25 protein-coding genes are annotated in these 25,036 nt (G+C 57.5%); 10 read left to right on the forward strand and 15 right to left on the reverse strand.

Annotated elements, in window-relative coordinates; translation table 11 throughout:
- Positions 1–49: 49 nt before the first annotated feature.
- From ACR0IK_RS03450 to ACR0IK_RS03480, 7 genes are all read right to left on the reverse strand, one after another.
- On the reverse strand, positions 50–628 hold the full coding sequence (locus ACR0IK_RS03450) for a holin family protein (protein ID WP_480640453.1): 579 nt from the start codon (positions 626–628) through the stop codon (positions 50–52).
- Positions 619–1,230, reverse strand: a complete 612-nt coding sequence (locus tag ACR0IK_RS03455) for a holin-associated N-acetylmuramidase (protein ID WP_480640454.1) — start codon at positions 1,228–1,230, stop codon at positions 619–621. The genes ACR0IK_RS03450 and ACR0IK_RS03455 overlap by 10 nt, the downstream gene beginning before the upstream one ends.
- A gap of 148 nt (positions 1,231–1,378) precedes the next feature.
- On the reverse strand, positions 1,379–1,825 hold the full coding sequence (gene ccmE / locus ACR0IK_RS03460; protein WP_421599844.1) for a cytochrome c maturation protein CcmE: 447 nt from the start codon (positions 1,823–1,825) through the stop codon (positions 1,379–1,381).
- Positions 1,826–1,832: 7 nt separating this feature from the next.
- A complete protein-coding gene (argC, locus tag ACR0IK_RS03465; protein WP_480640455.1) occupies positions 1,833–2,861 on the reverse strand; it encodes an N-acetyl-gamma-glutamyl-phosphate reductase in 1,029 nt (342 codons plus the stop codon).
- Between the two features lie 94 nt (positions 2,862–2,955).
- Entirely contained in the window at positions 2,956–3,765 is an 810-nt protein-coding gene (locus ACR0IK_RS03470) for a glutamate racemase (protein ID WP_480640456.1), read from the reverse strand.
- 8 nt (positions 3,766–3,773) lie between these two features.
- Entirely contained in the window at positions 3,774–4,652 is an 879-nt protein-coding gene (locus tag ACR0IK_RS03475; RefSeq protein ID WP_480590814.1) for a lysophospholipid acyltransferase family protein, read from the reverse strand.
- A 79-nt stretch (positions 4,653–4,731) separates the two neighbouring features.
- Positions 4,732–8,151 carry an indolepyruvate ferredoxin oxidoreductase family protein gene (locus ACR0IK_RS03480; RefSeq protein ID WP_480640457.1) on the reverse strand — a complete coding sequence of 1,140 codons (3,420 nt, stop codon included), beginning with the start codon at positions 8,149–8,151 and terminating at the stop codon, positions 4,732–4,734.
- Positions 8,152–8,320: 169 nt separating this feature from the next.
- On the opposite strand from ACR0IK_RS03480, the gene ACR0IK_RS03485 reads away from it, so the two are divergent.
- From ACR0IK_RS03485 to grxD, 6 genes are all read left to right on the forward strand, one after another.
- Positions 8,321–9,229, forward strand: a complete 909-nt coding sequence (locus tag ACR0IK_RS03485) for a LysR family transcriptional regulator (RefSeq protein WP_480590811.1) — start codon at positions 8,321–8,323, stop codon at positions 9,227–9,229.
- Between the two features lie 279 nt (positions 9,230–9,508).
- Positions 9,509–11,794: a mechanosensitive ion channel family protein gene (locus ACR0IK_RS03490; RefSeq protein ID WP_480640459.1), complete on the forward strand. Its 2,286-nt coding sequence runs from the start codon at positions 9,509–9,511 to the stop codon at positions 11,792–11,794.
- 171 nt (positions 11,795–11,965) lie between these two features.
- Positions 11,966–14,125, forward strand: a complete 2,160-nt coding sequence (purL, locus tag ACR0IK_RS03495; RefSeq protein WP_480640460.1) for a phosphoribosylformylglycinamidine synthase subunit PurL — start codon at positions 11,966–11,968, stop codon at positions 14,123–14,125.
- Between the two features lie 135 nt (positions 14,126–14,260).
- Positions 14,261–14,497: a BolA/IbaG family iron-sulfur metabolism protein gene (locus ACR0IK_RS03500; protein ID WP_170324811.1), complete on the forward strand. Its 237-nt coding sequence runs from the start codon at positions 14,261–14,263 to the stop codon at positions 14,495–14,497.
- A gap of 182 nt (positions 14,498–14,679) precedes the next feature.
- Entirely contained in the window at positions 14,680–14,970 is a 291-nt protein-coding gene (locus tag ACR0IK_RS03505; protein WP_480640461.1) for a hypothetical protein, read from the forward strand.
- The gene (gene grxD / locus ACR0IK_RS03510; protein ID WP_480640462.1) at positions 14,957–15,319 is read left to right on the forward strand and encodes a Grx4 family monothiol glutaredoxin; all 363 of its coding nucleotides are present in this window, start codon (positions 14,957–14,959) and stop codon (positions 15,317–15,319) included. The genes ACR0IK_RS03505 and grxD overlap by 14 nt, the downstream gene beginning before the upstream one ends.
- On the opposite strand, the gene ACR0IK_RS03515 is transcribed toward grxD, so the two are convergent.
- The 3 genes from ACR0IK_RS03515 to ACR0IK_RS03525 are packed head-to-tail and all read right to left on the reverse strand — an operon-like array spanning position 15,320 to position 16,862.
- Positions 15,320–15,673 (reverse strand): MliC family protein, encoded by a 354-nt coding sequence (locus ACR0IK_RS03515; protein WP_480590802.1) that lies wholly within the window; start codon positions 15,671–15,673, stop codon positions 15,320–15,322.
- A complete protein-coding gene (locus tag ACR0IK_RS03520; protein ID WP_480640463.1) occupies positions 15,670–16,065 on the reverse strand; it encodes a cell division protein ZapA in 396 nt (131 codons plus the stop codon). The genes ACR0IK_RS03515 and ACR0IK_RS03520 overlap by 4 nt, the downstream gene beginning before the upstream one ends.
- Positions 16,065–16,862: a hypothetical protein gene (locus ACR0IK_RS03525; protein ID WP_480640464.1), complete on the reverse strand. Its 798-nt coding sequence runs from the start codon at positions 16,860–16,862 to the stop codon at positions 16,065–16,067. Before ACR0IK_RS03525 ends, ACR0IK_RS03520 begins: the two co-directional genes overlap by 1 nt.
- Positions 16,863–17,096: 234 nt before the next feature.
- Between ACR0IK_RS03525 and tkt the strand changes: the two genes are divergently transcribed.
- Positions 17,097–19,121 carry a transketolase gene (gene tkt / locus ACR0IK_RS03530; protein WP_480640778.1) on the forward strand — a complete coding sequence of 675 codons (2,025 nt, stop codon included), beginning with the start codon at positions 17,097–17,099 and terminating at the stop codon, positions 19,119–19,121.
- 45 nt (positions 19,122–19,166) lie between these two features.
- Here the strand turns inward: tkt and ACR0IK_RS03535 are convergent, their stop codons facing one another.
- Positions 19,167–19,580, reverse strand: coding sequence for a hypothetical protein (locus ACR0IK_RS03535; protein ID WP_480640465.1), 414 nt, complete (start codon positions 19,578–19,580; stop codon positions 19,167–19,169).
- Between the two features lies 1 nt (position 19,581).
- Positions 19,582–20,541, reverse strand: a complete 960-nt coding sequence (locus tag ACR0IK_RS03540; RefSeq protein ID WP_480640466.1) for a DUF808 domain-containing protein — start codon at positions 20,539–20,541, stop codon at positions 19,582–19,584.
- A 181-nt stretch (positions 20,542–20,722) separates the two neighbouring features.
- On the opposite strand from ACR0IK_RS03540, the gene gap (ACR0IK_RS03545) reads away from it, so the two are divergent.
- The 3 genes from gap (ACR0IK_RS03545) to gap (ACR0IK_RS03555) all read left to right on the forward strand — a co-directional run bounded on the left by gap (ACR0IK_RS03545) (position 20,723) and on the right by gap (ACR0IK_RS03555) (position 23,025).
- Positions 20,723–21,724 (forward strand): type I glyceraldehyde-3-phosphate dehydrogenase, encoded by a 1,002-nt coding sequence (gene gap / locus ACR0IK_RS03545; RefSeq protein ID WP_480640467.1) that lies wholly within the window; start codon positions 20,723–20,725, stop codon positions 21,722–21,724.
- 71 nt (positions 21,725–21,795) lie between these two features.
- Positions 21,796–21,939 (forward strand): hypothetical protein, encoded by a 144-nt coding sequence (locus ACR0IK_RS03550; protein ID WP_480590789.1) that lies wholly within the window; start codon positions 21,796–21,798, stop codon positions 21,937–21,939.
- 81 nt (positions 21,940–22,020) lie between these two features.
- Positions 22,021–23,025 carry a type I glyceraldehyde-3-phosphate dehydrogenase gene (gene gap, locus ACR0IK_RS03555; RefSeq protein WP_480590787.1) on the forward strand — a complete coding sequence of 335 codons (1,005 nt, stop codon included), beginning with the start codon at positions 22,021–22,023 and terminating at the stop codon, positions 23,023–23,025.
- Here the strand turns inward: gap (ACR0IK_RS03555) and coaD are convergent.
- The 3 genes from coaD to ACR0IK_RS03570 all read right to left on the reverse strand — a co-directional run bounded on the left by coaD (position 23,017) and on the right by ACR0IK_RS03570 (position 24,993).
- The gene (gene coaD / locus ACR0IK_RS03560) at positions 23,017–23,508 is read right to left on the reverse strand and encodes a pantetheine-phosphate adenylyltransferase (protein ID WP_480590785.1); all 492 of its coding nucleotides are present in this window, start codon (positions 23,506–23,508) and stop codon (positions 23,017–23,019) included. The genes gap (ACR0IK_RS03555) and coaD overlap by 9 nt on opposite strands.
- Before the next feature lie 85 nt (positions 23,509–23,593).
- Positions 23,594–24,031: a CBS domain-containing protein gene (locus ACR0IK_RS03565; protein ID WP_480590784.1), complete on the reverse strand. Its 438-nt coding sequence runs from the start codon at positions 24,029–24,031 to the stop codon at positions 23,594–23,596.
- Between the two features lie 59 nt (positions 24,032–24,090).
- The gene (locus ACR0IK_RS03570; protein ID WP_480640468.1) at positions 24,091–24,993 is read right to left on the reverse strand and encodes a LysR family transcriptional regulator; all 903 of its coding nucleotides are present in this window, start codon (positions 24,991–24,993) and stop codon (positions 24,091–24,093) included.
- Between the last annotated feature and the right edge of the window lie 43 nt (positions 24,994–25,036).

The raw sequence follows: 25,036 nt of genomic DNA on the forward strand, positions 1-25,036 counted from the left end.
GCAAGCACCAATCACTTTCGCCCCTCTGGGGCGAGCATAGTGTCGCGGGTCAGGTTGTGCGTTTGCGCCGCCAGTCCTCCAACGCCGGGTTGTTGCCGGGATGGCTGGCACTTTCGGCCAGTGCAACGTCGGTCCCCGGGTCGGCAGCCCCGATTCCATCACTGCGCAGGGCTTTCAGCGCTTGAAGGTTTTCCAGCATCTGGGGCGCGCGCTGCATCGTGGCCGTAATCTCTCGTTGCATATCCTGAACCTTGGTCTGATGACGCGCACCGAAATAGAACGACACGATTACACCAAGCAGCCACCACAACGGCTCGGGCACTAAGGCGATCCCCTGCATCCGCGCCGCGAACCACAACGGATCGACCATGGCGGCAACGAACAAACCCAACGTCCCCAGCGCCATCGCCGGGCGCGGCAACCGGTTGAGCCCGTCCATGACCCGATCAAATGCGCCTTTGCGAGGCACCTGAAACTCCTGACCGAACTGAACCATCGCCTGTTGCTGTAACGTCAGACTGCGCGCAGCCCCGTTCTCGGCATTTTCCCGAAATATTTCAGCAGTTTCGCGCACGACGTTGCGACCGCCTCCGAACAGAAACGTCAAGACGTTCGAGATCAGCCCCATCCCGCAACTCTCCTTTGAAAATCTGCATTGCTTAAGTGATATGCCGGAGAGACAAATTCCTCGGCCCGGCGAATCCACCCGCCTTTGCCACCCGCCCGGCTCCGGGCGTATTTGCGGGATGCGGGCCTGTTGTCGGCAAGCCGAAAGTAAAAGTTACGCCGCGCGACACCATAGGAATCCCGCAAAGCCACCGGATCAGGGTCCGCCGCGTTCTCGCAGGCCCGCGCAGTTTTTGGCCCAACGATTCCGTCAACGGTGACCCCGAACCCCATTTCACGTAGCAGACGTTGAAGAATCTTGACGGCCTGCCCACCGGCGTTGACGTACATGTCAAACACCGAAGGGTGCAAAATCGTCGGGAGCAGGCTCAGCCGGGGCAGCTCAAAGTAATGCTGCACAAAAATATCGACAGCCTGTGATTTGCTGAGCATACGTACATCGGCACCGTTGGTCACCCCATCGCCCGAAAGGTCCAGCCCAAGGCGGCGCATGGTGTGAATGGTCACACCGTACTTGGTCGCTCCGCCGGGATCGTCTGGATCGTCCACAAACCCGCCTTCGCGGGCCACAATCTCAGTTGCAATCTGTCGCACCGTCTGCATCGCACCCTCCGCATTTGGTCCGACACACAGTTTCCCAACCCGGTTAAATTCCTCCAACGAAACAGGGCGCTGCCCGCCGGTTGCGCGCAACGCCCTGCATTATTAATTCCAAATCAATTCCCGCCGCAGGCCCGCAGGGCAGCTGAGTTCAGCTTTCGTCTGCTTCCTGGTAAACGCCTTGCTCTTTCAGAGCATCCACGACCTCTTTCGGCATGTAAGTTTCATCATGTTTGGCAAGGATTTCAGTGGCTTCAAAAACACCATTCACGTATGAACCCGTGCCCACCATACCCTGATTTTCGGCAAACAAATCAGGCAGAACACCGGTGAATGCCACCGGCACACTTTCGCCACCATCGGTCACGACAAAATGCACCGTCTCGCCCTGCCCACGTATGATCGAGCCTTCCTCGACAAGACCGCCGATGCGGAAAACCTCAGTCGGTTTCGGCGGCTCGGCGATCACCTGACTGGGTGAGCGGAAGAAGTTTATACCGTCCTGCAACGCATATCCAATCAACCCCGTGGCCACGAAAAGAGCCACGACGGCCAGCAGAATGACTTGTACACGACGGCGTTTCTTGAGCGTTTTCATTTCGTCCTCACGGGAACAGCGGGGCCATCATCAGGCCCGCGGTTTCATCCTCACCTAACATCAGGTTAGCGTTCTGCAAGGCTTGGCCACTGCTACCTTTTGTCAGGTTATCCAACGCGCCGATCACGATGGCGCGCCGTTCAATCCGGTCGCCAACCACACCGATATGGCAGAAATTCGAACCCCGCACATGGTGGGTCGAAGGCGTCTCGCCAAACGGCAGCATCCGGATAAATGGTTCATTTTCATAGGCCTTACCCAGCGCTTCGTACACACTGGCCGGATCGCCCTTGACGTAAGTGGTCGCTAGAATACCCCGGTTGGCCGGGATCAGGTGCGGCGTGAACTGCACGTGCACGGTGCGACCAGCCAGAGCCGAAAACTCCTGATCAAACTCGCCCAGATGTCGGTGAGTACCACCCACGGCATAGGCATTGTACCCCTCGCTAAGCTCGGCGTGCAGCAGATTTTCTTTTAGCGATCTCCCTGCCCCCGACACGGCGCATTTCAGGTCCAGCACGATATCGTCCAGATCGATCACGCCCGCCATTATCAGCGGCCTCAGCACATACTGCCCCGTGGCCGCATTGCAGCCCGTGCCCGCAACGAGCCACGCGTTGCGGATATCATCCCGGTAGAACTCGGTCAGGCCATAAACTGCCTCTTCCTGCTGCTCCAGAGCGACGTGCGGATTGCCGTACCACTTCTCGTATTCATCCGCGTCCCGCAGACGGAAATCCGCAGAGAGATCGATGATTTTCAGGTCTTTCGGCAGGTCGCGAATGACCTCTTGGCTGGTCTTGTGGGGCAGCGCGCAGAAGCACAGATCGATTTGCGAGAAATCAATCTCAGCGATTTTGCAAAGGTCTGGCAAATCCATGTGGCGCAGATGCGGGAAAACCTGCGCCATCGACATCCCGGCTTTCCGCTCGGCAGCCAAAGCCGTGATTTCCATGTTTGGGTGCTCGGCGATCAACCGCACCAGTTCGGCGCCGGTATAGCCGGAGGCACCCAGAATTGCGATTTTATGGGTCATGTCAGACCTCTTGTTCCATAGTGTCACATATCACGACCGCCGATGTAACGGCCTTCGAATAAAGGAGAATGCGTTAAGCCGTCCTTGACCTAAGTCAGGCGGCCTCGAACGTGATTTGTCGTCGGAGGAACTGCGTAGCACGGTCGCTGACCGTGCCGGGCTTTCCTGTGGTCAGAAACCCACCTTTGCCCTCACCCTGCATCTTCGGGTGCCGCTGCAAGTAATCCGCAAGGCTTTCAGCCACCAAAGCCCCCTGGCTGAACACTTGCACATCCGAACCCAAGGCAGCCTGAAAAGTTTCGGCCATCAGCGGATAGTGAGTACAGCCCAAAATCGCGGCCTGCGGTTCCGGCATTTTCCGTTTTAGCGCATCCACATGGCTGCGCACCAGCGCCTCGGCCAGAATCATGTCGCCGTCTTCGATTGCGTCGACCACACCGCCACAAGCCTGCGCCTCGACATCCACACCAATTGCGCGAAACGCCAGTTCCCGCTGGAAGGCCCGGCTGGACACCGTCGCAGGCGTTGCAAACAGCGCCACGTGTTTGACAGCGACCTCACGCGGAGGGCTGTTGTCGCCCCATTGACGCTCGGTCAGGGCTTCGATCAGAGGTACGAAGACACCCAGAACGCGCTTGCCATCTGGCACGCCTTCTTCCTGCATCCGGCGCAAAGCAGCCGCACTGGCAGTGTTACAGGCCAGAATCACCAGATCACAGCCGCGGTTCCAAAGATCGTAAACGGCACGCCGTGTCAGGTCATAGATATTCTCGGCATCGCGCACACCATAGGGCGCATGTGCGCTGTCCGCGAAATACAGGAAATCCACGTCCGGCAGACGTTTCTGCGCGGCGTCCAGAACGGTCAGACCGCCCAATCCAGAATCAAAGATACCTACTGCCATTTGCCCCTTTAGGCGCGATGCCGTTCCTCAAATTCATAGCCGTAGTCATAAGACTTCAGCGGCGTTGGGGACAGCTCATACGTGGCTTTGCGCAAGAAATCCATCATCTTGCGCGTATCCTTCGCCAGAGGGTCCAGAACGTCGCGCGAGATGGGGTCTCCGATCACCACTTTGACCGGCGTATCGACGCGTTTCTTGAACTCTTTGATCAGCAAACCCATGCGCAGGGTATTGTGCAAATGACTAGCAATCTGGAAAAGCCGCGAGGTGTGTCCATCAAAGAAAACCGGCACCACTGTGGCGCTCGACTTGGCCACCATTCGCGCCGTGAAACCGCGCCAGCCCGGGTCCATCGGATGTGAGAACGGCTTGACGCCTGTGCTGACCGTTCCTCCGGGAAAAATACCAATCGCCCCGCCCTCGCTCAGATAGTTCAGCGCGGTCTTGCGGGTTTCCAGATTCAGTTTCATAGCCTCTTTCGATTCATCAAACGAGATCGGCAGAATGATGCGATTCAGATCCTCAGCCTTGCGGAAAACATGGTTGGCCAGAATACGGAAATCACCCCGGGTTTGAGACAGGATGTGGCCCATCATCATCCCGTCGAGAATGCCATAAGGGTGATTGGCAATCAGGATCAGTGGACCGTCTTTGGGAACATTCGACAACGCCCCGCCGACCACATCCAGAGACAGCCCGTAGCGTTCCACCATCACCGACCAGAAATCGCGCCCGTTAGCCACCTCTTTCTCATACCCATCCGCGCGCTTGATCAGGCGCATACGACCGGTGGTGTTCTCCATCAGTTTGATCACCATCTGCCCGCCTTTGGTTTCGGCGGAATAAGCGTAGGAAATGTCACGAGCGACATGACGGCGCGAGGGCATTCGAATCTCCGAGTTTACTGCCTGCAAGATAGGTTTAAGCAACAATTTTGCCTAGGTTCCGTGACAAGACAGTGACGATTTACTCCGCCGCCGCGCGCAGTTCGGGCCCTCCGTTGCGGATCGAGGATAGCAGTTCTTCGCGCCGATTGGCCGCTCTGGCCTCGTTTGCACGCAAAACCGGCCCGAACCCACGAATGTCCAACGGCAATTGCGCAAGGGCGATAATCGCATCCCGCGTTTGAGGTGTAACAAGAGGGATTATCTCTTTGATATCCCGCTCATATTGCTTGATCAGCTTCCGTTCCATACGCCGTTCGGCATTGTAACCGAAAATGTCCAGCGGTGTCCCGCGCAGGACTTTCAGTTTGGCGAGAGCTTTCATAGGCTTCAGCAACCATTCCCCATACGCACGTTTCTTTGGCCGACCGTCCGATCCGGTGCCACCCAGAATGGGCGGGGCCAAATGGAAGGTCATTTTGAAAACCCCATCAAACTCTGCCGCCGCCTTATCCCGACTGTCCAGCATCAGGCGGGCAACCTCGTATTCATCCTTATAGGACAACAGCTTGTGATATCCTTTCGCCACGGCCTTGCGGATGCCTTCATCGTCAAACGCATTGACCAATTTGAGATACCGTTTAGCCAGATGACCGCTTTGGTAAGCGGTCAGGTGTTGCACACGAAAACCAATAATCGCGTCCAGAGTCTTCGGCAATTCAGCCGTATTAGGCTCTAGAATTCCTGTAACCTCTTGCGGATGCAAGACGGCCCAACGCCCAATTTCGAAAGCGCGTTTGTTGCGCTCAACCGCCGTGCCGTTCAATTCAATGGCCGAAACGATGGCCTGATGGCTGACAGGCAGAAGACCGCGTTGCCATGCCGCGCCGAAGATCATCATGTTGGAATAGATCGAGTCTCCCATCACTGCGCGCGCCAGATCGGTAGCATCAAACAGCGAGACATCCTCTTTCAACCGCGCCTGCAATGACAATTTGAGTCTGTCGCCCGGAATTCTGAACTCAGTATCACGGGTGAAATCACCGGTGACGGTTTCATGGCTGTTGACGACAGCCCCGGTTTGGCCGGCCCGTGTCAGGCCCAACGTCTTGGCCCCGGCGGACACCACCAGATCGCCACCGATCAAGGCATGTGCCTCGCCTGTGGCGACGCGAATGGCACTGATATCTTCGGGGCGGTTGGCCAAGCGGCAGTTGATATGCACAGCGCCTCCCTTCTGGGCCAAACCTGCCATCTCCATCATCCCGGCGCCTTTGCCGTCGATCTGTGCCGCTTGCGCCAGTATGGCACCCAAGGTCACGACGCCGGTGCCCCCAACTCCGGTGATGACCACGTTATGTGTGCCCTTAATCTCTGGCAGCACGGGTTCAGGCAAATCCGGCAGGTCGATTTCGGTGGTTGCCTCCTTTCGGATTTGCGCGCCTTCCAACGTTACAAACGACGGGCAAAACCCGTTGATACAAGAGAAGTCCTTGTTGCAGCTGGATTGGTCGACGGCCCGCTTGCGGCCCAATTCGGTCTCGACGGGCACAATCGAGACGCAGTTCGACTGCACACCGCAATCACCGCATCCTTCGCAGATATCAGTGTTGATAAAGACCCGTTTGTCCGGATCCGGGAACGTACCTTTTTTGCGACGACGCCGTTTTTCAGCCGCGCAGGTCTGGACGTAGACGATGACCGAAACGCCCTCAATCTCGCGGAACCGTTCCTGCACTTGAATCAGTTCGGCTCGTTCAAAGGTTTCAACTCCGGCGGGCAGAGCCTTGAAATTCAAATCTTCTTTTTCATCGTAAACCACCGCGACATGCTGAACGCCCATGGCATTGACTTCGGCCACGATCCGTTCTGCCGTCAGACCGCCTTCGTTCTCCTGCCCGCCGGTCATAGCGACGGCGTCGTTGAACAGGATCTTGAAGGTGATATTCGTGCCCGCCGACAAAGCCGCCCGGACCGCCTGCACACCCGAGTGGTTATATGTCCCGTCGCCGAGGTTCTGGAACACATGTTTGGTGGTCGAGAATGGCGCCTCACCGATCCAGTTTGCACCCTCACCGCCCATTTGCGTGAAGCCGGTGGTTTCGCGGTCCATCCACTGCACCATGTAGTGACAACCGATGCCCGCATAAGCACGGCTGCCATCGGGCAACCGGGTCGAGCTGTTATGCGGGCAGCCCGAACAGAAATACGGCAGTCGCGTTGCGATTTCCTCGGCATTGTCAGCCCGGCGAGCATCGGACAGGCTGGCCAGGCCGGCGCGAACACCGTCGGTATCCCGGCCCTCCTCGATCAGAATCTCACCCAGTTTCTCGGCGATCATGATCGGGTCCAGCGCGCCACGCGTCGGGAACAGTTCCTCGCGGTGCAGCGTCCCGGCCCCGCCTTTGTACCAACCGTACACACGGCGACCGCGGCGATCGTCAAAGATGGCTTCTTTGACCTGAACCTCGATCAGTTTGCGTTTTTCTTCAACGATAACAATAAGGTCAAGCCCTTGTGCCCAGTCATGGAATCCGGCCATGTCCAGCGGGAAGGTTTGTCCGATCTTGTATGTGGTGATGCCCAGACGCTCGGACTCGGCCTCGTCGATGTTCAAAAGAGACATCGCATGGGTCAGGTCCAGCCAGTTCTTCCCTGCCGCGACAAAGCCCACTTTGGCCCCGGGTTTGCCCCAGACCCGACGGTCCATCTTGTTAACGTGCGAAAACGTTTCGGCAGCGAAGCGTTTATAGTCGATCATCCGCCCTTCCTGCAGGTGCGGTGTGTCGCCCAGGCGGATGTTCAACCCGCCGTCGGGAACGTCGAACTCAGGCACGACCAGCTTCATTCGATCGGCGCTTCCGTCAACGACCGATGTTACTTCGATCGTGTCCTTCATCGTCTTCAGACCGACCCAAAGCCCCGAGAACCGGCTGAGCGCAAACCCGTAGACACCGTAATCCAGAACCTCCTGTACACCCGCAGGGCTGACAATTGGTATGTACATGTCGACCAGCGACCATTCGGACTGGTGCAGTACGGTTGAGCTTTCGCCGGTGTGATCATCTCCCATGGCCACTAGCACGCCGCCATGCTTGGCCGTACCCGCCATGTTGGCGTGGCGCATCGCATCGCCGGACCGGTCTACCCCAGGCCCTTTGCCGTACCATAGGCCGAATACGCCATCGAACCGTCCGTCCCCGCGCAACCCCGATTGCTGGCTACCCCATAGGGCGGTGGCAGCCAGATCCTCGTTCAATCCGTATTGAAACGTGACGTCGCTTTCGGCCAGTTGCTTTTGCGCTTTCGTCATCTGCTGGTCCACGGCACCCAGCGGCGACCCGCGATAACCGGTCACCAGACCCGCCGTGTTCAACCCCACCCGCGTGTCCCGCGCCTTTTGGATCAGCATCAGACGCACAAGCGCTTGCGTCCCGTTCAAAAGGACTGGGTTCTTTTCCAGATCGAACCGGTCACTCAACGATATTTGTGGCTGACTCATCAGACGCCTCCCCTCGTCAGATCAGTGTGCTACTTTTTCACCCATTTTAGGTCATAATATCTGACCTGCATAGGTTTTATCCTCTGAATCCTAAGGATTTCAGTGTTTGAATGTGGAAGTTGTTACCTATTTCATATAGGCGTTCCGAGGAATAACGAAAGTTGCGGCGATGGATTGGGACAAGCTTAGAATATTTCACGCGGTGGCGGATGCAGGCAGCCTGACTCATGCGGGTGACAAGCTGAATCTATCACAATCGGCCGTCAGCCGACAGATCAGAGCACTGGAAGAGTCGCTCGATTCGACTCTGTTTCACCGACACGCACGCGGTCTGATCCTGACCGAACAGGGTGAGTTGCTGTTCGATGCAACTTCGGCCATGTCAAAACGACTGGATGCCGCTGCCGCCCGTATCCGCGACAGCGAAGAAGAAGTCTTTGGCGTGCTGCGGGTCACCACCACTTTTGGCTTCGGTACGCTCTGGCTGGCCCCTCGCCTGCCGAAACTGTACGAGCAGTATCCCGACCTCAACATAGACCTTATGCTGGAAGAGCGTGTGCTGGACCTGCCCATGCGCGAAGCCGACGTCGCTATTCGCATGAAAGAACCCAGCCAGGCCGATCTGGTCCGCAAGCGGCTGATGACCGTGCAGATGATGCTGTACGCGACCCAGGAATACATCGAAACGCATGGCGGGATGCTGGAGTCACTGGACGAAATCAAGGACCATCGACTGATTTGCCAGACGCCCTCGGCCCCACAGGTCGGTGCAAGCGCCTCGATGGTACGGCACTTGATGACGTATAACCCCGGTTCGCTGCTGACCGTGAACAACTATTTCGGTGTTCTGCAGGGCGTGCTTCATAATCTGGGCATCGGCGTGCTGCCGGATTACGTGACGCAGGATTTTCCGCATCTTGTTCCGATCCTGTCAGATATCGAAACCGCAGACGTTCCCGTCTATCTCGCCTACCCCGAAGAATTGCGCCATTCCAAACGCGTCGAAGCCTTCCGTGACTTTGTTCAGGATGAGATCATCGCCCAACGCAAACAGTTGAAGCAGATGGGAAAACTCTAGCTATGCGCACGCAGCATAGCGGGCATGACCAGTAATCAGTCTGAAAAATCTTGATCGTTCACAAACTGATCCCTAAATGAGCACTCGAAGGCGGTGATGCTGAAACGCTCATCATCTTCATACCTCCCTGTTGGACTACGGCCGAGCTTAGTGCTCGGCCTTTTTTTTGGCTTAAGGCCACTTGTGCCAGTCCGATTGCCAAAACTTCTGTGATTTTCGGGCACTTAGACCTATGATCACGAAAAAAATCACGAAGACTTGTGTTCGAGGACAGATTCGATGTTTCAGCCCTTTCGCCTATTGCTGGTGATAATCTCCGTTGTTTGCCTGACCGGGCCTGTTTTGGCGCAGAGCAACGGCTCGACCGGTTCCACAGCCCCTGTCAGCATTCCCGAAGACCTGACACCTGAACAGGTCGACGATCTGGTCGCGCGTATGTCTGACGATCAAGTTCGCGCCATTTTGTTGGAGCGTCTGGATGCGGTCGCGGAAAAACACGCCGCTGAGGCAGCGGATCGTGAAGACCCGATAACTGAAATCAACGAGATTTGGGCCGAAATGGTGGCGTCGTGGACGCATGTTGCGGTCACCATACCGAACCTTTTCACAGCGCAGGTTCAAGCGGTCGAGACCTTTGTCGGCACCTTTGGGACCACCGGCGCACTATCTCTTTTGGGCTTGATCTTAAGCGTCCTAGTCGTCGGGTTCGTTGCGGAAAAGCTGTTCGGCTTCCTTACCCGCAATTGGCTTCGCGGGGTTGAAGCGGCCGATGAAAACGACCTGTGGGGGGCAGTCAGATACCTTTTCCGCCGTTTCTGCCGCGAAATCGCAGGACTTGTCGTGTTTTACGTCGTTATCCGAGCGCTGGGACGCGGCCTTCTGACGCCCGAACAAATCATCTACGCCGCGCCCTTTGTTTTCTACCTGATCTGGATTCCCCGATTGGGAGCTGCCGCCTCGCGGTTCATTCTGGCTCCGAACAAACCGCACTATCGGCTGGTGAATATTGATGATCATTGGGCGAAATACCTGCACCGAAATCTGATTGGCCTTCTGTTCCTGATCGGTTTCACGCTGTTCATTCTTCATTTCAACGAACTGAACGGCATTACCGGCCGTGAAACACGTATCGGATTCTGGCTGAACGCTGCGACCCACATCTATATTGGCGTAATAGCCTGGAAAGCCCGTGAGGGGCTTTCGCAAATGATGTTGGGCACAGACCCCGATCACACCAAGTTCGACGAAGAAGTTGCTCATTATTACCCCTATTTCGCCATCGGCGTGTCGGCGGTGATCTGGTTGCTTGTCGAATTCCTTGTCGCACAGCGCAACCCGGTTTACCTGCATATGCTGGTTCAGGGCGCTCACTACACCACCATGTTCTGGCTGCTGATTGCGCCAGCGCTGGACACGTTGATCCGCGGTTTGGTGCGCCATCTTCAACCTCCGATGCAGGGCGAAGGCCCTGTTGCTGAGCGGGCGTATAAATCCAGCAAACGCAGTTATATCCGCATTGGCCGGGTTTTGGCTGGCATTCTGGTCATCCTGATGATTGCCAGGGCATGGGATCTGGACCTGCAGGAAATCGCAGGTGGAGGCGCCGAATCCGGTAGCAAGCTGATCCAGTTCTTCATCATCATCGCTGTCGGCTACATCCTGAACGAGGTCGTCTCGCTCTGGATCAACCGGCGTCTGGCGAAAGAACAAACTGCAGCCGAGCAAAGCCCCGACGAAGAGGCTGGTGAAGGCGGTGGTTCAGGCGGTTCGCGTCTGGCGACGGTTCTGCCGCTGCTGAGAGTGACCGCGCAGGCTGCCATCGCGGTGATTTTTGTCCTGCTTGCCCTTGGGGCATTGGGAATTAATATCACCCCGCTTCTGGCCGGTGCTGGTGTGTTGGGTCTGGCCATCGGCTTTGGCGCCCAGAAACTGGTGGCTGACATCGTCGGCGGCATTTTCTTTCTGGTGGATGATGCTTTCCGGGTTGGCGAATATGTGGATGTCGGAGGCACCACCGGAACGGTCGAGAAAATCTCGATCCGCTCGATGCAACTGCGTCACCACCGCGGTCCGGTTCACACCATCCCTTACGGTGAAATCCAGAAGTTGACCAATTACAGCCGCGACTGGGTCATCATGAAACTGAAGTTCACCGTGCCATTCGACACCGACCCCAACAAGGTGAAGAAGATCTTCAAGAAGATCGGTGCTGAGATGATGGAAGACGAAACCCACAAGGATGGGTTCCTGCAGCCCTTCAAGTCGCAAGGCGTGTTTGACTTTGACGATGTTGGCATGATCATCCGTGGCAAGTTCATGGCCAAGCCGGGCAAGCAGTTCACCCTGCGCAAGGAAATCTTCAATCGCGTGAAGGCCGCGTTCAAGGAAAACGGCATCGACTTTGCCCGCCGCGAGGTGCGCGTAGCGATCCCTGGACTGGACGACGCCGATCACCTCACTGAGGAACAAAAAGCCGCCATCGGGGCTGCTGCCGGTGAAGCCGCCAACCAGCAAGCCGAACAGCAGGGTCAAAAAACCGGTTCCGCTCACGGCGCGCCGGAGTAAAACGAAGATACCTGAAAGACCATAATGGCCGCCCTGCTCAACGCACCGGGCGGCCGTTTTTTTACCTTTGGCCCGCGTCAAACTATGCCTTGCGGGTCTTAACCCTTTCCACGGGCGCGCCCTTGCCCTAAAAGGCGCGCAATCTCGGCCCACTTGGACACAGGACAGAAGATGCAAGAGCCCGCAATCACACCCGATCTGATCGCCGCACACGGGCTCAAGCCCGACGAATACGACATGATCCTCGAGATCATCGGGCGCGAGCCGACCTTCACCGAACTGGGCATCTTTTCGGCCATGTGGAACGAGCATTGTTCCTATAAGTCGTCCAAGAAATGGCTGCGTACCCTGCCCACCTCGGGCCCTCAGGTGATCTGCGGACCGGGTGAGAACGCGGGTGTTGTCGACATTGGCGACGGTCAGGCGGTGGTCTTCAAAATGGAGAGCCACAACCACCCGTCCTACATCGAACCCTATCAGGGTGCGGCGACGGGTGTCGGCGGCATCCTGCGCGACGTCTTCACCATGGGCGCGCGTCCCATCGCGTCTATGAACGCTTTGTCCTTCGGCGAGCCCGGCCATCACAAGACCCGCCAACTGGTAAACGGTGTGGTCGAAGGCATCGGCGGCTATGGCAACTGCTTCGGCGTGCCCTGCGTAGGTGGTGAGGTGAGATTCCACCCGGCCTATAACGGTAACTGTCTGGTGAACGCGTTTGCTGCAGGATTGGCCGACAGCGATAAGATTTTCTACTCGGCAGCTTCGGGCGTCGGTATGCCTGTCGTCTATCTGGGTGCCAAGACCGGTCGTGACGGCGTGGGCGGCGCAACCATGGCTTCGGCTGAGTTCGACGACACAATCGAAGAAAAGCGTCCCACAGTTCAGGTCGGCGACCCATTCACTGAAAAGCGCCTGATGGAAGCCACGCTGGAATTGATGCGGACCGGGGCCGTAATCTCAATCCAGGACATGGGCGCAGCGGGTCTGACCTGTTCCGCGGTGGAAATGGGTGACAAAGGCGGTCTGGGCGTGCGTCTGGACTTAGAGAACGTCCCCCAGCGCGAAGAAAACATGACCGCTTATGAGATGATGTTGTCGGAATCTCAAGAACGCATGTTGATGGTTCTAAAGCCCGAGCTTGAGGCCGAGGCCCGCGCTGTATTCGAAAAATGGGACCTGGACTTTGCCATCGTAGGCGAAACCATTGCCGAAGACCGCTTCCTGATTGTCCATAACGGAGAGGTCAAAGCCGATCTGGTTCTGTCCAAGCTCTCGTCGACCGCACCGGAATATGACCGCCCTTGGGTGGCAACGCCCGAGGCTGAAGAACTGCCTGAGGTACCCCAAATCGACCCAATTGACGGTCTGCGTACCCTGCTCGCATCGCCCAACTATGCGGGCAAGCAATGGGTCTACGAACAATATGACACGATGGTCATGGCTGACACCGCCCGCACGCCGGGTCTGGGTGCGGGCATGGTTCGCGTGCACGGCACCGACAAGGCGCTGGCATTCACCAGTGACGTCACCCCGCGCTATGTGCGCGCCAACCCAGTCGAAGGCGGCAAGCAGGCGGTCGCCGAAGCCTATCGCAACCTGACCGCCGTGGGTGCGAAACCACTGGCAACCACCGACAACCTGAACTTCGGCAACCCCGAAAAGCCCGAAATCATGGGCCAGTTCGTCGGCGCCATTCAGGGTATCGGCGAGGCGGTTGCCGCGCTGGACATGCCCATCGTGTCAGGCAACGTGTCGCTGTATAATGAAACCGACGGTCAGGCGATCCTACCCACCCCGACCATCGGTGCGGTTGGTCTGCTGAATCACACCGACGAAATCATCGGCAATGAAGTCCGTGAAGGCCACGTCGCGCTGGTCATCGGTGAAACCCATGGCCATCTGGGTCAGTCAGCCCTGCTGGCCGAAGTGTTCAACCGCGAAGACGGCGACGCGCCGCATGTCGATCTGGACGCGGAAAAGCGTAACGGCGAGTTCATCCGCGCCAATCGCAAGATGATCAAGGCCTGCACCGATCTGGGCGATGGCGGTCTGGCACTGGCAGCGTTCGAGTTGGCCGAGGCCGCCGGCGTGGGGGTTCACCTTGATGAGGCTTCTACTGCATTTCTGTTCGGAGAGGATCAGGCCCGTTACCTAGTGGCCTGCAACTTCGATCAGGCTGAGGCACTGATGATCGCAGCAGGTCAGGCTGGCGTTCCGCTGGTCTCTGTTGGCCGCTTTACCAGCGACAGCGTGCGTATTGGCAACTCCGAGGCTTCGCTCGAGGAACTGACCGCCACTTTCCGTAACAGCTTTGCCGAAGCCGTGGCCTGAACGCTGATCACCTACTGATCGCAAAACCTGCGTCCCGATAGACGCGGGTTTTGTCGTTTTCAGCCCCCTTTCACACCCTTGCACGCCCCGCCCTGGCGCTCTACATCTTGGGAAAGACCTTCAGGAGTTACCTACATGCCGATGAGCGCCCACGAAATCGAACACCTGCTGCGCGAAGCCTTTCCGGATGCGGAAATTCAAGTCGGCGGGCATGACGGCGTGCATATGTCTGCCATGGTCGTGGATGAGAGCTTTCGCGGCAAAAACCGGGTCCAGCAGCAACGTGCGGTCTATGCAGCGTTGAAAGGTAAGATGGACGGCCCGGATGGCGACCTGCACGCACTGGCACTGACGACGAAAGCGCCTGAATAGTGGACGAACCGATCGGATGGGTTCTGCTACGACTAACCTATCTGGTCTTCGACATAGTCTACTCGTTAGCGATCTTGTTTTGTGATCTACCAAGACTGCTAAAATACGGGCCCAGATATTGGCGTGTCACAAGGAAAATGAGACGGCGCGAGTACGAACGACGCAAAAGGTGAGTGCCTAAAATGAGTGGCTGGCTGTTCTGGATAGGTGTACCCGCAGCATTGGTAGTTGCCGCCGCGCTGATCGAAGCCTATGTGAAGCGGAACAGAAAACGTAACCTCGCCGACATGCGTCCCGATCCGGACAAAATCAGCAAGGTCGGCGGCATCGAAAGATACGGGCTGGATCCGCTGGCCCTGGCGCAAGCCGAACACCGACGGTTGGAGGAAGAAGGATGGACCTCTGACCCGTCAAAGAATGAAACGACCGCCCCGGATGCGGGTGAAGAGGACAAGCAAGATGAGCGACGTTAAGACCCAAATCGATGAAACCGTCAAAGCCAATGATGTTGTGCTGTACATGAAAGGCACCAAGGAAATGCCGCAGTGTGGGTTTTCGTCCCGCGTGGCCGGTGTGCTGAACTACATTGGTGTGGAATATACCGACGTGAACGTTCTGGCCGATGAAGATGTGCGTCAGGGCATCAAGGATTATTCCGACTGGCCGACCGTGCCGCAGCTATTCGTCAAAGGCGAATTCGTCGGTGGTTGCGACATAATCACCGAAATGACCCTGTCGGGCGAGCTGGATACGCTGTTTGACGACAACGGCGTCGGCTACAACAAAGAAGCCGCAGACAAAATCCGCGAAGCGAACGCCTGATCAGCGACTGCTGCAGTTTTGTAGAATGATTTGCTCACTGGCGGCATCCGAACCTGTCGCCAGAAAGCTCACCGTGGCGTCCCAGCCTTTGGAACGCAGGATGTAAGTCCCTACCTCTCCCGCAGACTCGTAACGGATACCGGACCCGCTTTGGGCCTGCCGCAGCGTGACCAGTTGATTGTCGACGATCATCGCCGCCGCACTGGACCCGTCTGGCGCATTGAAATAGGCGACCTCCAGCGGAACTCCGTTTTCACAGGTAAATGTCACCGGTAGAATGTCGATTTCAGCCACAGCCACTCCGGCGGGCAGTGTCATCATCGCAGCAAAAGTCAGAGTTCTGACGGCGTTCATTCCGAAGACCTTTCTTCGACCACCGAAGCCAGGGCTTCGGCCCGTGCGGCTAACTCCGCCAGAGTGTCTGTCACCGAGGGTGGCACTACTGCCACCTCAATCCGTTCGGGTTCTGGTTGCGGCATATTTCTGAGCGCTTGCAACTCTGCCTCGACCGCGGCCAGTTTAGCTTCGAGAGCATGTAATTTTTCATCCGTTCCAGCGGTCTTGTCCGCCAGCATCAGACCGGCCATCAGCAACATCCGCGATTCCGGCATTCGGCCGATCTGATCGGATAGGACCTGCGCCTCATCATCCAGCATCTTGGCTGCGGAATGCAGAAACGCCTCTTCGCCTTCCTGGCACGAGACTTCAAAGCCGCGCCCACCGATTTGAATGGTCACCTCGGGCATTATTCAACCTCTCCTTCCGCCAGTTTCGCCTGCGACAACAGCGGTTCAAGCCGAGCCAGAACCGCGTGTGCCTCGGCCGCATCCGTCGCCTGCGCGGCGCGCGTCGCCTCAAGCTCGGCCACCGTGGCGCGGTTGAGCAGATCGGCATCGGGCAAGCCGTCTTCGGCCGCGGCCCGCAATTCGTCGACCGATTGGCGCAATTGCTCATTCGCCTTACGCATCCGCTGCAGATCGTCATCCAGACGCGACATCGCCGCGCCGTGGCTGGCGCGTTCCGCGCGTAGCATGTCCAACTCGGCGCTCAACTCGGCCACCCGCTCGCTGTCGGCCAATTCTGACCGAAGACGCGCATTTTCGGCCTCAACCTCTTGCGCCGCGCTGACGGCGGCTGCCAATTGTGCATTTTCAGCCTTGAGCGCTGCAAGTTCATCCTGGTTTTCCAACGCTGCCTTAGCCGCCGCCAATTCAGCGCGGGCAGCCTCGACCGAGGCCAGCTTTGCAGTTGCTGCAGCCAACTGTTCCCGTAACGAGCCATTTTCAGGATCTTCTATCGGCGCCGTCCGCAGGCTTTCCATATCGGCGCGCATGGCATCGACTTCCTGCTCGTGGCGTTCCTTCAGCGATTTCAGACGTTCTTCCAACTGCGCATTTGCAACGCGTTCATCGTCCAGTGCCGCGCGCAGGGTGTCATCCGCACCGCCGCTGGCCGGTGCTACATCCCGCAGCGCCTCGACGCCCGTTCCGATCCGATCCATTGCGGCAATGATACGGCGCTGTAGTTCTTCGATCTGGCTCATGCCCCTGCCACCTCTTAACCAAGGTTCCTTGTATCGCGCCTGTGTCCGAATCAACACAAGCCGCGTCTTGCCCTAGTCTAACCCAACGAGACAGAAAATACCCACTGTTTGCTTTCAACAACTTGGGCCACTTTCTTGAACCACACCTCGGCCAGATTGCCCAGTTCTGCTTGCACTTTGGGGGGCGGATGGTATTGAGCGCCCATCTGCCTGTAATCCAAAGGAACAATGCCCGTGGACCTGACTGCGCTGCGCAATGCCAATCCTGAACACTGGGACAAAGCTGCGGCCATCCGCACCCTGACCCTTGACGCCGTCGCCGCCGCCAATTCCGGCCATTCCGGCATGCCAATGGGCATGGCCGACGTTGCGACCGTGCTGTTCGAAAAGCACCTGAAATTCGATGCCTCGGCCCCGAACTGGCCTGATCGCGACCGATTCATCCTTTCGGCGGGTCATGGCTCGATGCTAATCTATTCGCTGCTCTATCTCACGGGTCATGCTGACGTCACGCTGGACGAGATCAAGAACTTCCGCCAGCTGGGCGCGAAAACCGCAGGCCACCCGGAAAATTTCCTGGTTGATGGGATCGAAACCACAACCGGTCCGCTGGGTCAGGGCATCTCAAACGCTGTGGGCTTTGCCATGGCCGAAGAAATCCAGCGCGCGCATTACGGCAAGAAGGTCGTTGATCACTATACCTATGTGATTGCGGGCGACGGTTGCCTGATGGAGGGCGTCAGCCAAGAAGCAATCACGCTGGCCGGTCGTCACGAGTTGAGCAAGCTGATCGTCTTCTGGGATAACAACAACATCACCATTGACGGCACTGTCGATATGGCCGACCGCACTGATCAGGTGCGCCGTTTCGCGGCCTCGGGCTGGCATGTGATCGAAATCGACGGCCATGATCCCAAAGCCATCGACGCGGCCATTGTTCAGGCGAAAAAGTCGAACAAGCCGACCATGATCGCCTGTGAAAGTCACATTGCTCTGGGTCACGCGGCGCAGGATACGTCCAAAGGCCACGGCGCTTTGACGGATCAGGAACAGCTGAAAGCAGCCAAAGACGGTTATGGCTGGCCGCATGACGCGTTCGAAGTCCCGGCCAACGTGAAATCCGCGTGGGAGGCCATCGGCACCCGCGGTGTCGCTGAGCGCGCCGCGTGGGAAGAGCGTTTCGCGCAGTTGTCCGATCGCAAGCAGGCCGAGTTCAACCGCGCCTACGCGTTCGAAGCGCCGAAGAAACTGGCCGGTGCCATTCGTGCGTTCAAGAAACAGATGTCGGAAGACCAGCCGAAACTGGCCACCCGCGCCTCGTCTGAAAAGGTTCTGAACGTCGTGAACCCGATCATGACCGAGACCGTCGGCGGCTCGGCTGACCTGACCGGGTCGAACAACACCAAATCAGCCGATATGGGCGTGTTCCTGCCGGAAAACCGCAAGGGCCGTTACATCCACTACGGTATTCGTGAACACGGCATGGCCGCCGCGATGAACGGCATGGCGCTGCATGGCGGCATCCGCCCCTATGGCGGTACGTTCATGGCCTTCACCGACTATGCCCGTCCGTCCATGCGACTGGCAGCGCTGATGAAAATACCGTCGGTCTTCGTGATGACCCACGACTCGATCGGTCTGGGCGAAGACGGCCCGACGCACCAGCCGGTCGAGCATCTGGCCATCTCGCGCGCAACGCCGAACACCTATGTGTTCCGCCCTGCCGACACGGTTGAGACCGCCGAAGCCTGGGAGCTGGCGCTGACCTTCAAGGACAGCCCCTCGGTCCTGTCGCTGACCCGTCAGGGCGTGCCTACCGTACGGACCCAGCACAAAGCCAAGAACCTAGTTGCACAAGGCGCTTACGTTCTGGCCGAAGCCGAAGGCAAGCGTCAGGCCATCCTGATTGCGACCGGTTCGGAAGTTTCGCTGGCGATGAAAGCCAAGGCCATGCTCGAGGCCGAAGGCATTGGCACCCGCGTTGTCTCCATGCCCTGCATGGAACTGTTCGCCGAGCAGGACGAATCCTACCGCAAGCGCGTTCTGCCCGCAGGTGCCGTGCGCGTCGGTATCGAGGCCGCAGTTCGCGCCGGTGGCTGGGACCGCTGGCTGCTGGGCGAGCGTGGCCGCGAAGCCAAGGCCGGTTTCATCGGCATGTCGGGCTTTGGCGCGTCTGCTCCGGCGGGTGAACTTTACAAGCACTTCGGCATCACCGCAGAGGCAACGGTTGCCAAAGTCAAGGAACTGCTGGGCCTGTAAGCCAATCACGAAGAATAGAGCAAAGGGCGGCTTTGGCCGCCCTTTTCATTTGGATCCAGTCTTAACCTTCAGTTTGAGCGCGTCATAGGCTTTCAGAGCGTAATCCAATCGCAACTCATACCGTCCTTGCACCACCACTTTCTTGGGTGGTTGCAAGCCGATACAAGACAACGCTTGGCGAAGATGTGTACCTGAAAGGGGAACGTAAGTTGCCGATTGCCCGGTCAAAGTGTTGTAAACTCGTCCGCCCGACCAATGACTACGCTTCTGTGCCTTAAGTGCGGTATCAATACGAAAATGTAAGAATCCGTAGAGTTCTTCTTCATCAAACGGCACTTCGTCGGCGGCAATGCTCAGTGCAGAGAGAAGCGAAGATGCACCGCTCCGAGAGGACCCGCGTGATCCAATTTCTCGGATGATAGGCCCATCTATTAAGGTTTCTAAGCGGAAATGCTGCATCTTAGTGGTCAGCTTTCCTGTTGAACAACGGCCCCATGACCTTGGTTGCAACCGGGATCAAAACAAACCCCCAGGCCAGACCAAACACGCCGTCCATCGCAGCTTTGGAAATCCATTCCACAGCGCCCACCCACTGTTCCGATACCGAATGCCCAATCGCATAGGCCCAGTCGTGGATGTGATGGCCGAGCCAGCCAAAGCCCAGAACTTCCATCCCGTGAATGACAATTGATCCGCCGACCCACAGCATTGCAGCAGTTCCGACAATCGACAGAGTTTTCATCACGCCCGGCATCGCTTTGACCAGACCGCGCCCCAATCCCCGCCCAATAGGCGTCGGCGCGTTCTGCGCCAGGTACAGGCCTACGTCGTCCATCTTCACGATCAGCGCGACCGATCCATAAACCGCAATTGTCACACCAATCCCCACAACCGCCAGCGTCGCTGCCTGCATCCACAGATTCGGAGCTTCAATGGCCGCCAATGCAATGGTCATGATCTCAGCCGACAGGATAAAATCTGTTTTGATGGCCCCCCTGACCTTCTGTTCCTCCAGATGTCCGGGGTCGCGCACGTTCATGTCTTCGTCGATGGCATGGCTTCCATGGGGGAACAGGACATGGAAAATCTTCTCGGCCCCTTCGAAACACAAATACGACCCGCCCAACATAAGCAAAGGCGTGATCAGCCACGGCGCGAAATTGGCCAGCAACAGCGCCACCGGCAACAACAGCACGATCTTGTTGAATACCGAGCCCCGCGCAATGCGCCAGATGATCGGCAACTCACGCGCCGGTGCAAAGCCCTGAACGTATTTCGGAGTAACCGCCGCATCGTCAATGATCACTCCCGCCGTCTTGGCCCCGGCCTTGCCCGCCGCCGCAACGACGTCATCCACCGAGGACGCCGCGACCTTGGCGATCCCCGCCACATCATCCAAAAGGGCCAACAGACCGCTCATCGCGCATCCTTTCCTGTCTCCTGCCGCAAACGGACCCTACCCGATCCCTCAGCTAGCGCAAGCGTTAGCGCAATCTCGTGAGGTTTGCGCTAACACCTTAAAATTATGCCGCTTTTACTCTTTTGAGATTCAGAAATCGCCGCTATATGGCCTGCAACGCAAGCGCATTTGGAGACGTCACATGACCATAAAGGTCGGTATTAATGGTTTTGGCCGCATCGGCCGCTGCACCCTGTCGCACATCGCCGCGTCAGGCCGTAACGACATCGAAGTGATCAAGGTCAATGCGACCGGCCCGTTGGAAACAAGCGCGCATCTATTGAAGTATGACAGCATTCATGGCCGTTTTCCCCGCGACATCGCCATCAATGGCAACACCATGGATCTGGGACGCGGCCCGATGGAAATGTTCTCGACTTACGACATGAACGAGCTGGACTGGGAAGGTTGCGACGTCGTTCTGGAATGCACCGGTAAGTTCAATGACGGCACCAAGGCGAAAACGCACCTTGAACGTGGCGCTGGCAAAGTTCTACTGTCCGCTCCGGGCAAGAATGTCGACAAGACCATCGTGTTCGGAGTGAACCACAACACTTTGACTGCAAATGATAATATGGTCTCGAACGGATCCTGCACCACGAACTGCCTTGCTCCGCTTGCCAAGGTGCTGGACGAAGGTGTCGGAATCGAAAACGGTATCATGACCACGATCCACGCCTATACCGGCGACCAGCCTACTTTGGACCGTCGTCACAGCGACCTGTACCGCGCTCGCGCTGCAGCTATGTCGATGATCCCGACCTCGACTGGTGCCGCTAAGGCTCTGGGTGAGGTTCTGCCGAACCTGAAAGGTCGCCTGGACGGTTCCGCCATCCGCGTACCCACCCCGAACGTCTCGGCCGTGGACCTGACTTTCCGCGCCTCGCGCGAAGTCACCGTTGAGGAAGTCAACGAAATTGCCCGCGAAGCCGCACAAGGCCCGATGCAGCGTGTTCTGGGCTATGAACCCGCTCCGCTGGTCTCGACCGATTTCAACCACACCGAGGAAAGCTCCATCTTCGCACCAGATCAGACTCGCGTTGTCGATGGCCGACTGGTTCGCGTTTTGGCTTGGTATGACAACGAATGGGGCTTCTCGGTCCGTATGGCTGACGTCGCCGTTGCGATGGGCCGCCTTAACTAAGACCGGTTTGAAATCTTGAACCTTTTTGCCCGCTCAGGTTATCTGGGCGGGCATTTTCGTTCGGGGCCGCAATGACCAACCAAATCGCTATCTGGCTCGGCCTCTTGATCCTCGGTGCGATCATTATCGACTACGCATTCTTTGGCCCCGAGCATTTGATCTTCCTCGGAAAAAAGCTGTACGCCTTTCTGGACTGGGTCGCCATCTGGCGCTGACAGAGGTTTTTCTTGACATTTCCGTTTATCTGACGATGTTAGCGCTAACCATATTTAGCCGACATTCGGACGGAGCAGAAAATGACACTCAAGCTGGCAATCAACGGATTCGGACGGATCGGACGCGGCGTGCTGCGCGCGGTGATGGAGACGGGGCGCACAGACGTGGAAATCGTCGCGATCAACGACTTGGCTAAGCCGGAAATGAACGCACATCTGTTCGAATTTGACAGCGTGCATGGCCGCTATCCCAACACGGTCACATTGTCCGAAGCGGGCCTGGACGTTGGCGCCGGCCCCATCCGCCTAACCAGCGAGCGCGACCCCGAGGCGCTGAACTGGTCGGATGTCGACGTGGTTCTGGAATGCACTGGCGTGTTCCGCACGCGCGAGGCCGCCGAACGTCACCTAAAAAACGGCTCGAAAAAAGTTCTGATCTCGGCTCCCGCTCGCGGAGATGGAGCAGTCAAAACGGTCGTGTTCGGTGTGAACGAACACGAACTGGCAGCCGAAGACACCGTGGTTTCGAACGCTTCCTGCACCACGAACTGCCTGTCCCCCGTTGCCGCCGCACTGGATGCAGGGCTGGGCATCGTGCACGGCAACATGACCACCGTTCACGCCTATACTGCAAGCCAACCGGTTCACGATACTGCGGGCAAGGACCCCTACTTGTCGCGGGCTGCAGCTTTGTCGATGATCCCGACCACAACAGGTGCCGCTGCAGCCGTGGGTCTGGTTCTGCCGCAACTGGCAGGAAAATTGACCGGTCAGGCGATCCGCGTCCCTACCCCCAACGTATCGGTTGTGGATCTGGTGGCCGAGGTTTCGCGCCCCACCACCGAAGACGAGGTCAACGCGCTGTTTGTTGAAGCCGCTGCCAAAATCCCCGGCGTTCTGGCCGCGGAAAACCGCCCGCTGGTATCAGTGGACTTCAACCACGATGCCCACAGTTCGACCGTATCCTTGGCAGAAACCAAAGTCACCGACGGCACGCTGGTGCGCGTGCTGGCGTGGTACGACAACGAATGGGGTTTCTCGAACCGGATGCTGGACACGGCCGCCGCGATGGGTGCCCTAGCCTAGCTTTTCTCGCAGCGCGTCATTGACCTGGGGCGTGACGAATTTCGACACGTCCCCGTTCAGCCGCGCAATCTCTTTCACCAGTTTCGAGGCAATCGCCTGATGCCGGGCTTCAGCCATCAGGAACACGGTTTCGATCGAGTTATCCAGCACACGGTTCATGCCAACCATCTGAAACTCATACTCGAAATCCGCCACGGCCCGCAGACCGCGCACGATGATCTGCGCACCGACATCACGGGCACAATCGATCAGCAGGTTTTCGAAGGGATGGGCAACAATCTCGGTCCCGGTCTGTTCGGACAGAAACGCGCACTCCGCCTCAATCATGGCAACGCGCTCTTCCAGAGCAAACATCGGCCCCTTGTCGCGGTTGATGGCGACTCCGATCACCAGCTTATCCACTAGTGCCGAGGCGCGGCGAATAATATCGATATGGCCCAAAGTGATCGGGTCAAAGGTTCCAGGATATAATCCCACCCGCATCACGCCCTCCTGCGCAATAAAATTTCTGCGCAAGCAAACATAAACTTGATGCAGGTGCAAGCTATCAGTTCGGTGGTCCGGGCCGTCAATGGCCCATAATCATGCCCTGCAACGCATCTTTTTCCATCGCCAATTCCGCCAGTTGTGCCTTGACCACGTCGCCAAGCGTTACAATTCCAACCAGCTTGCCGTCTTCAACCACGGGCATATGGCGAAAGCGGCCTTCGGTCATGCGGGCCATGATATCCTGAACTGTTGCCTGCCGCGTCGTCGTGATCAGGTCTTGCGTCATGTAGGCGCTGACCGGCTGGTTCAGACATCCGCTACCACTTGCGGCCAATTCGCGAACGATATCACGTTCGGACAGGATGCCCGATGCCGTTTGCCCACCGTCCTCCGACACGATAACGGTACCGATACGTTTTTCTGCTAGAATCTTCGAAGCTTCTGAGACTGTCGCCGAAGGTTCGACCGTCACCACGCCTTCTGTAGACTTAGATGTCAGAATGGCCTGTACGAGCATGAAGAACACCTCCGAAATAATAATCTTATTCCAAAGCGTTGCGCGATTGGGTCGACCTGTCAAGCATCAGCATCGGCTTCAAGCCGCGCAATTTCGTCACGGATGCCCTGTGTCAGAGCGTCGGCAAATCGGTTCAACCGTTCATTGCGCTGATCCCCCTGATGCCGGACAAGATAAAAACTTCGGGTTAAACTCACTTGATCCGTCAAGATTTTCTTTAGGTTTCGGTGAAACGGCAAAGTGAAGTCATGGGCCACGCACACCCCAGTGCCCAGCGTTACCTGACGCAACTGAACCGAGACGGAATTCGATGCAAGCGCGACACGGTCAATGCCGATATCATTGAGATAGTCCAATTCGCGGTCGAAGATCATGTCCGGGATATACCCAATCAACCGGTGCCCCATCAGATCGGCGACGTTGTAGATGGGATCGTGGCGGTCCAAGTAATCCTGCGTCGCCACCAAATGCAGCTTGTAATCGCTGACCCTTTTGACCAGCAGCTTTCCTGCGGTTGGCGCACTGACGGTCACGGCCATATCCGCCTCGCGCCGGGACAGGTTGATGATCCGCGGCAAGGCCAGAATCTGAATGTCCAGATCGGGATTGGCATCGCTGATTTTCGCACAGACCTGCGGCAACAGGTAATTCGCGCTACCGTCAGGCGCGCCGATCCGGATTTGACCACTGAGCGACTTGGTCGAGCCCACCACGGCACCCGCCGCCGCACGCATCGCTTCTTCGGCTTGCAGACCGTGATCCAGCAGACGTTCCCCCGTCGCTGTCAGCACATATCCCTGTTGGGACTTTGTGAACAATGTTGCGTCCAGAGTCGCCTCAAGCCGGGCAATGCGCCGTCCGACCGTGGCCGGGTCTATCTTCAGGATGCGCCCGGCGGAAGACAAGCTTTCCTCGCGCGCGACGGCAAGGAAAACCCGCATATCATCCCAGTTTGGGTTCATCTGTCACCTTTTGCATTTTTGCAAAGCTCTTTTGAGATATTGC

The organism is Ruegeria sp. BF7 (assembly GCF_056538605.1).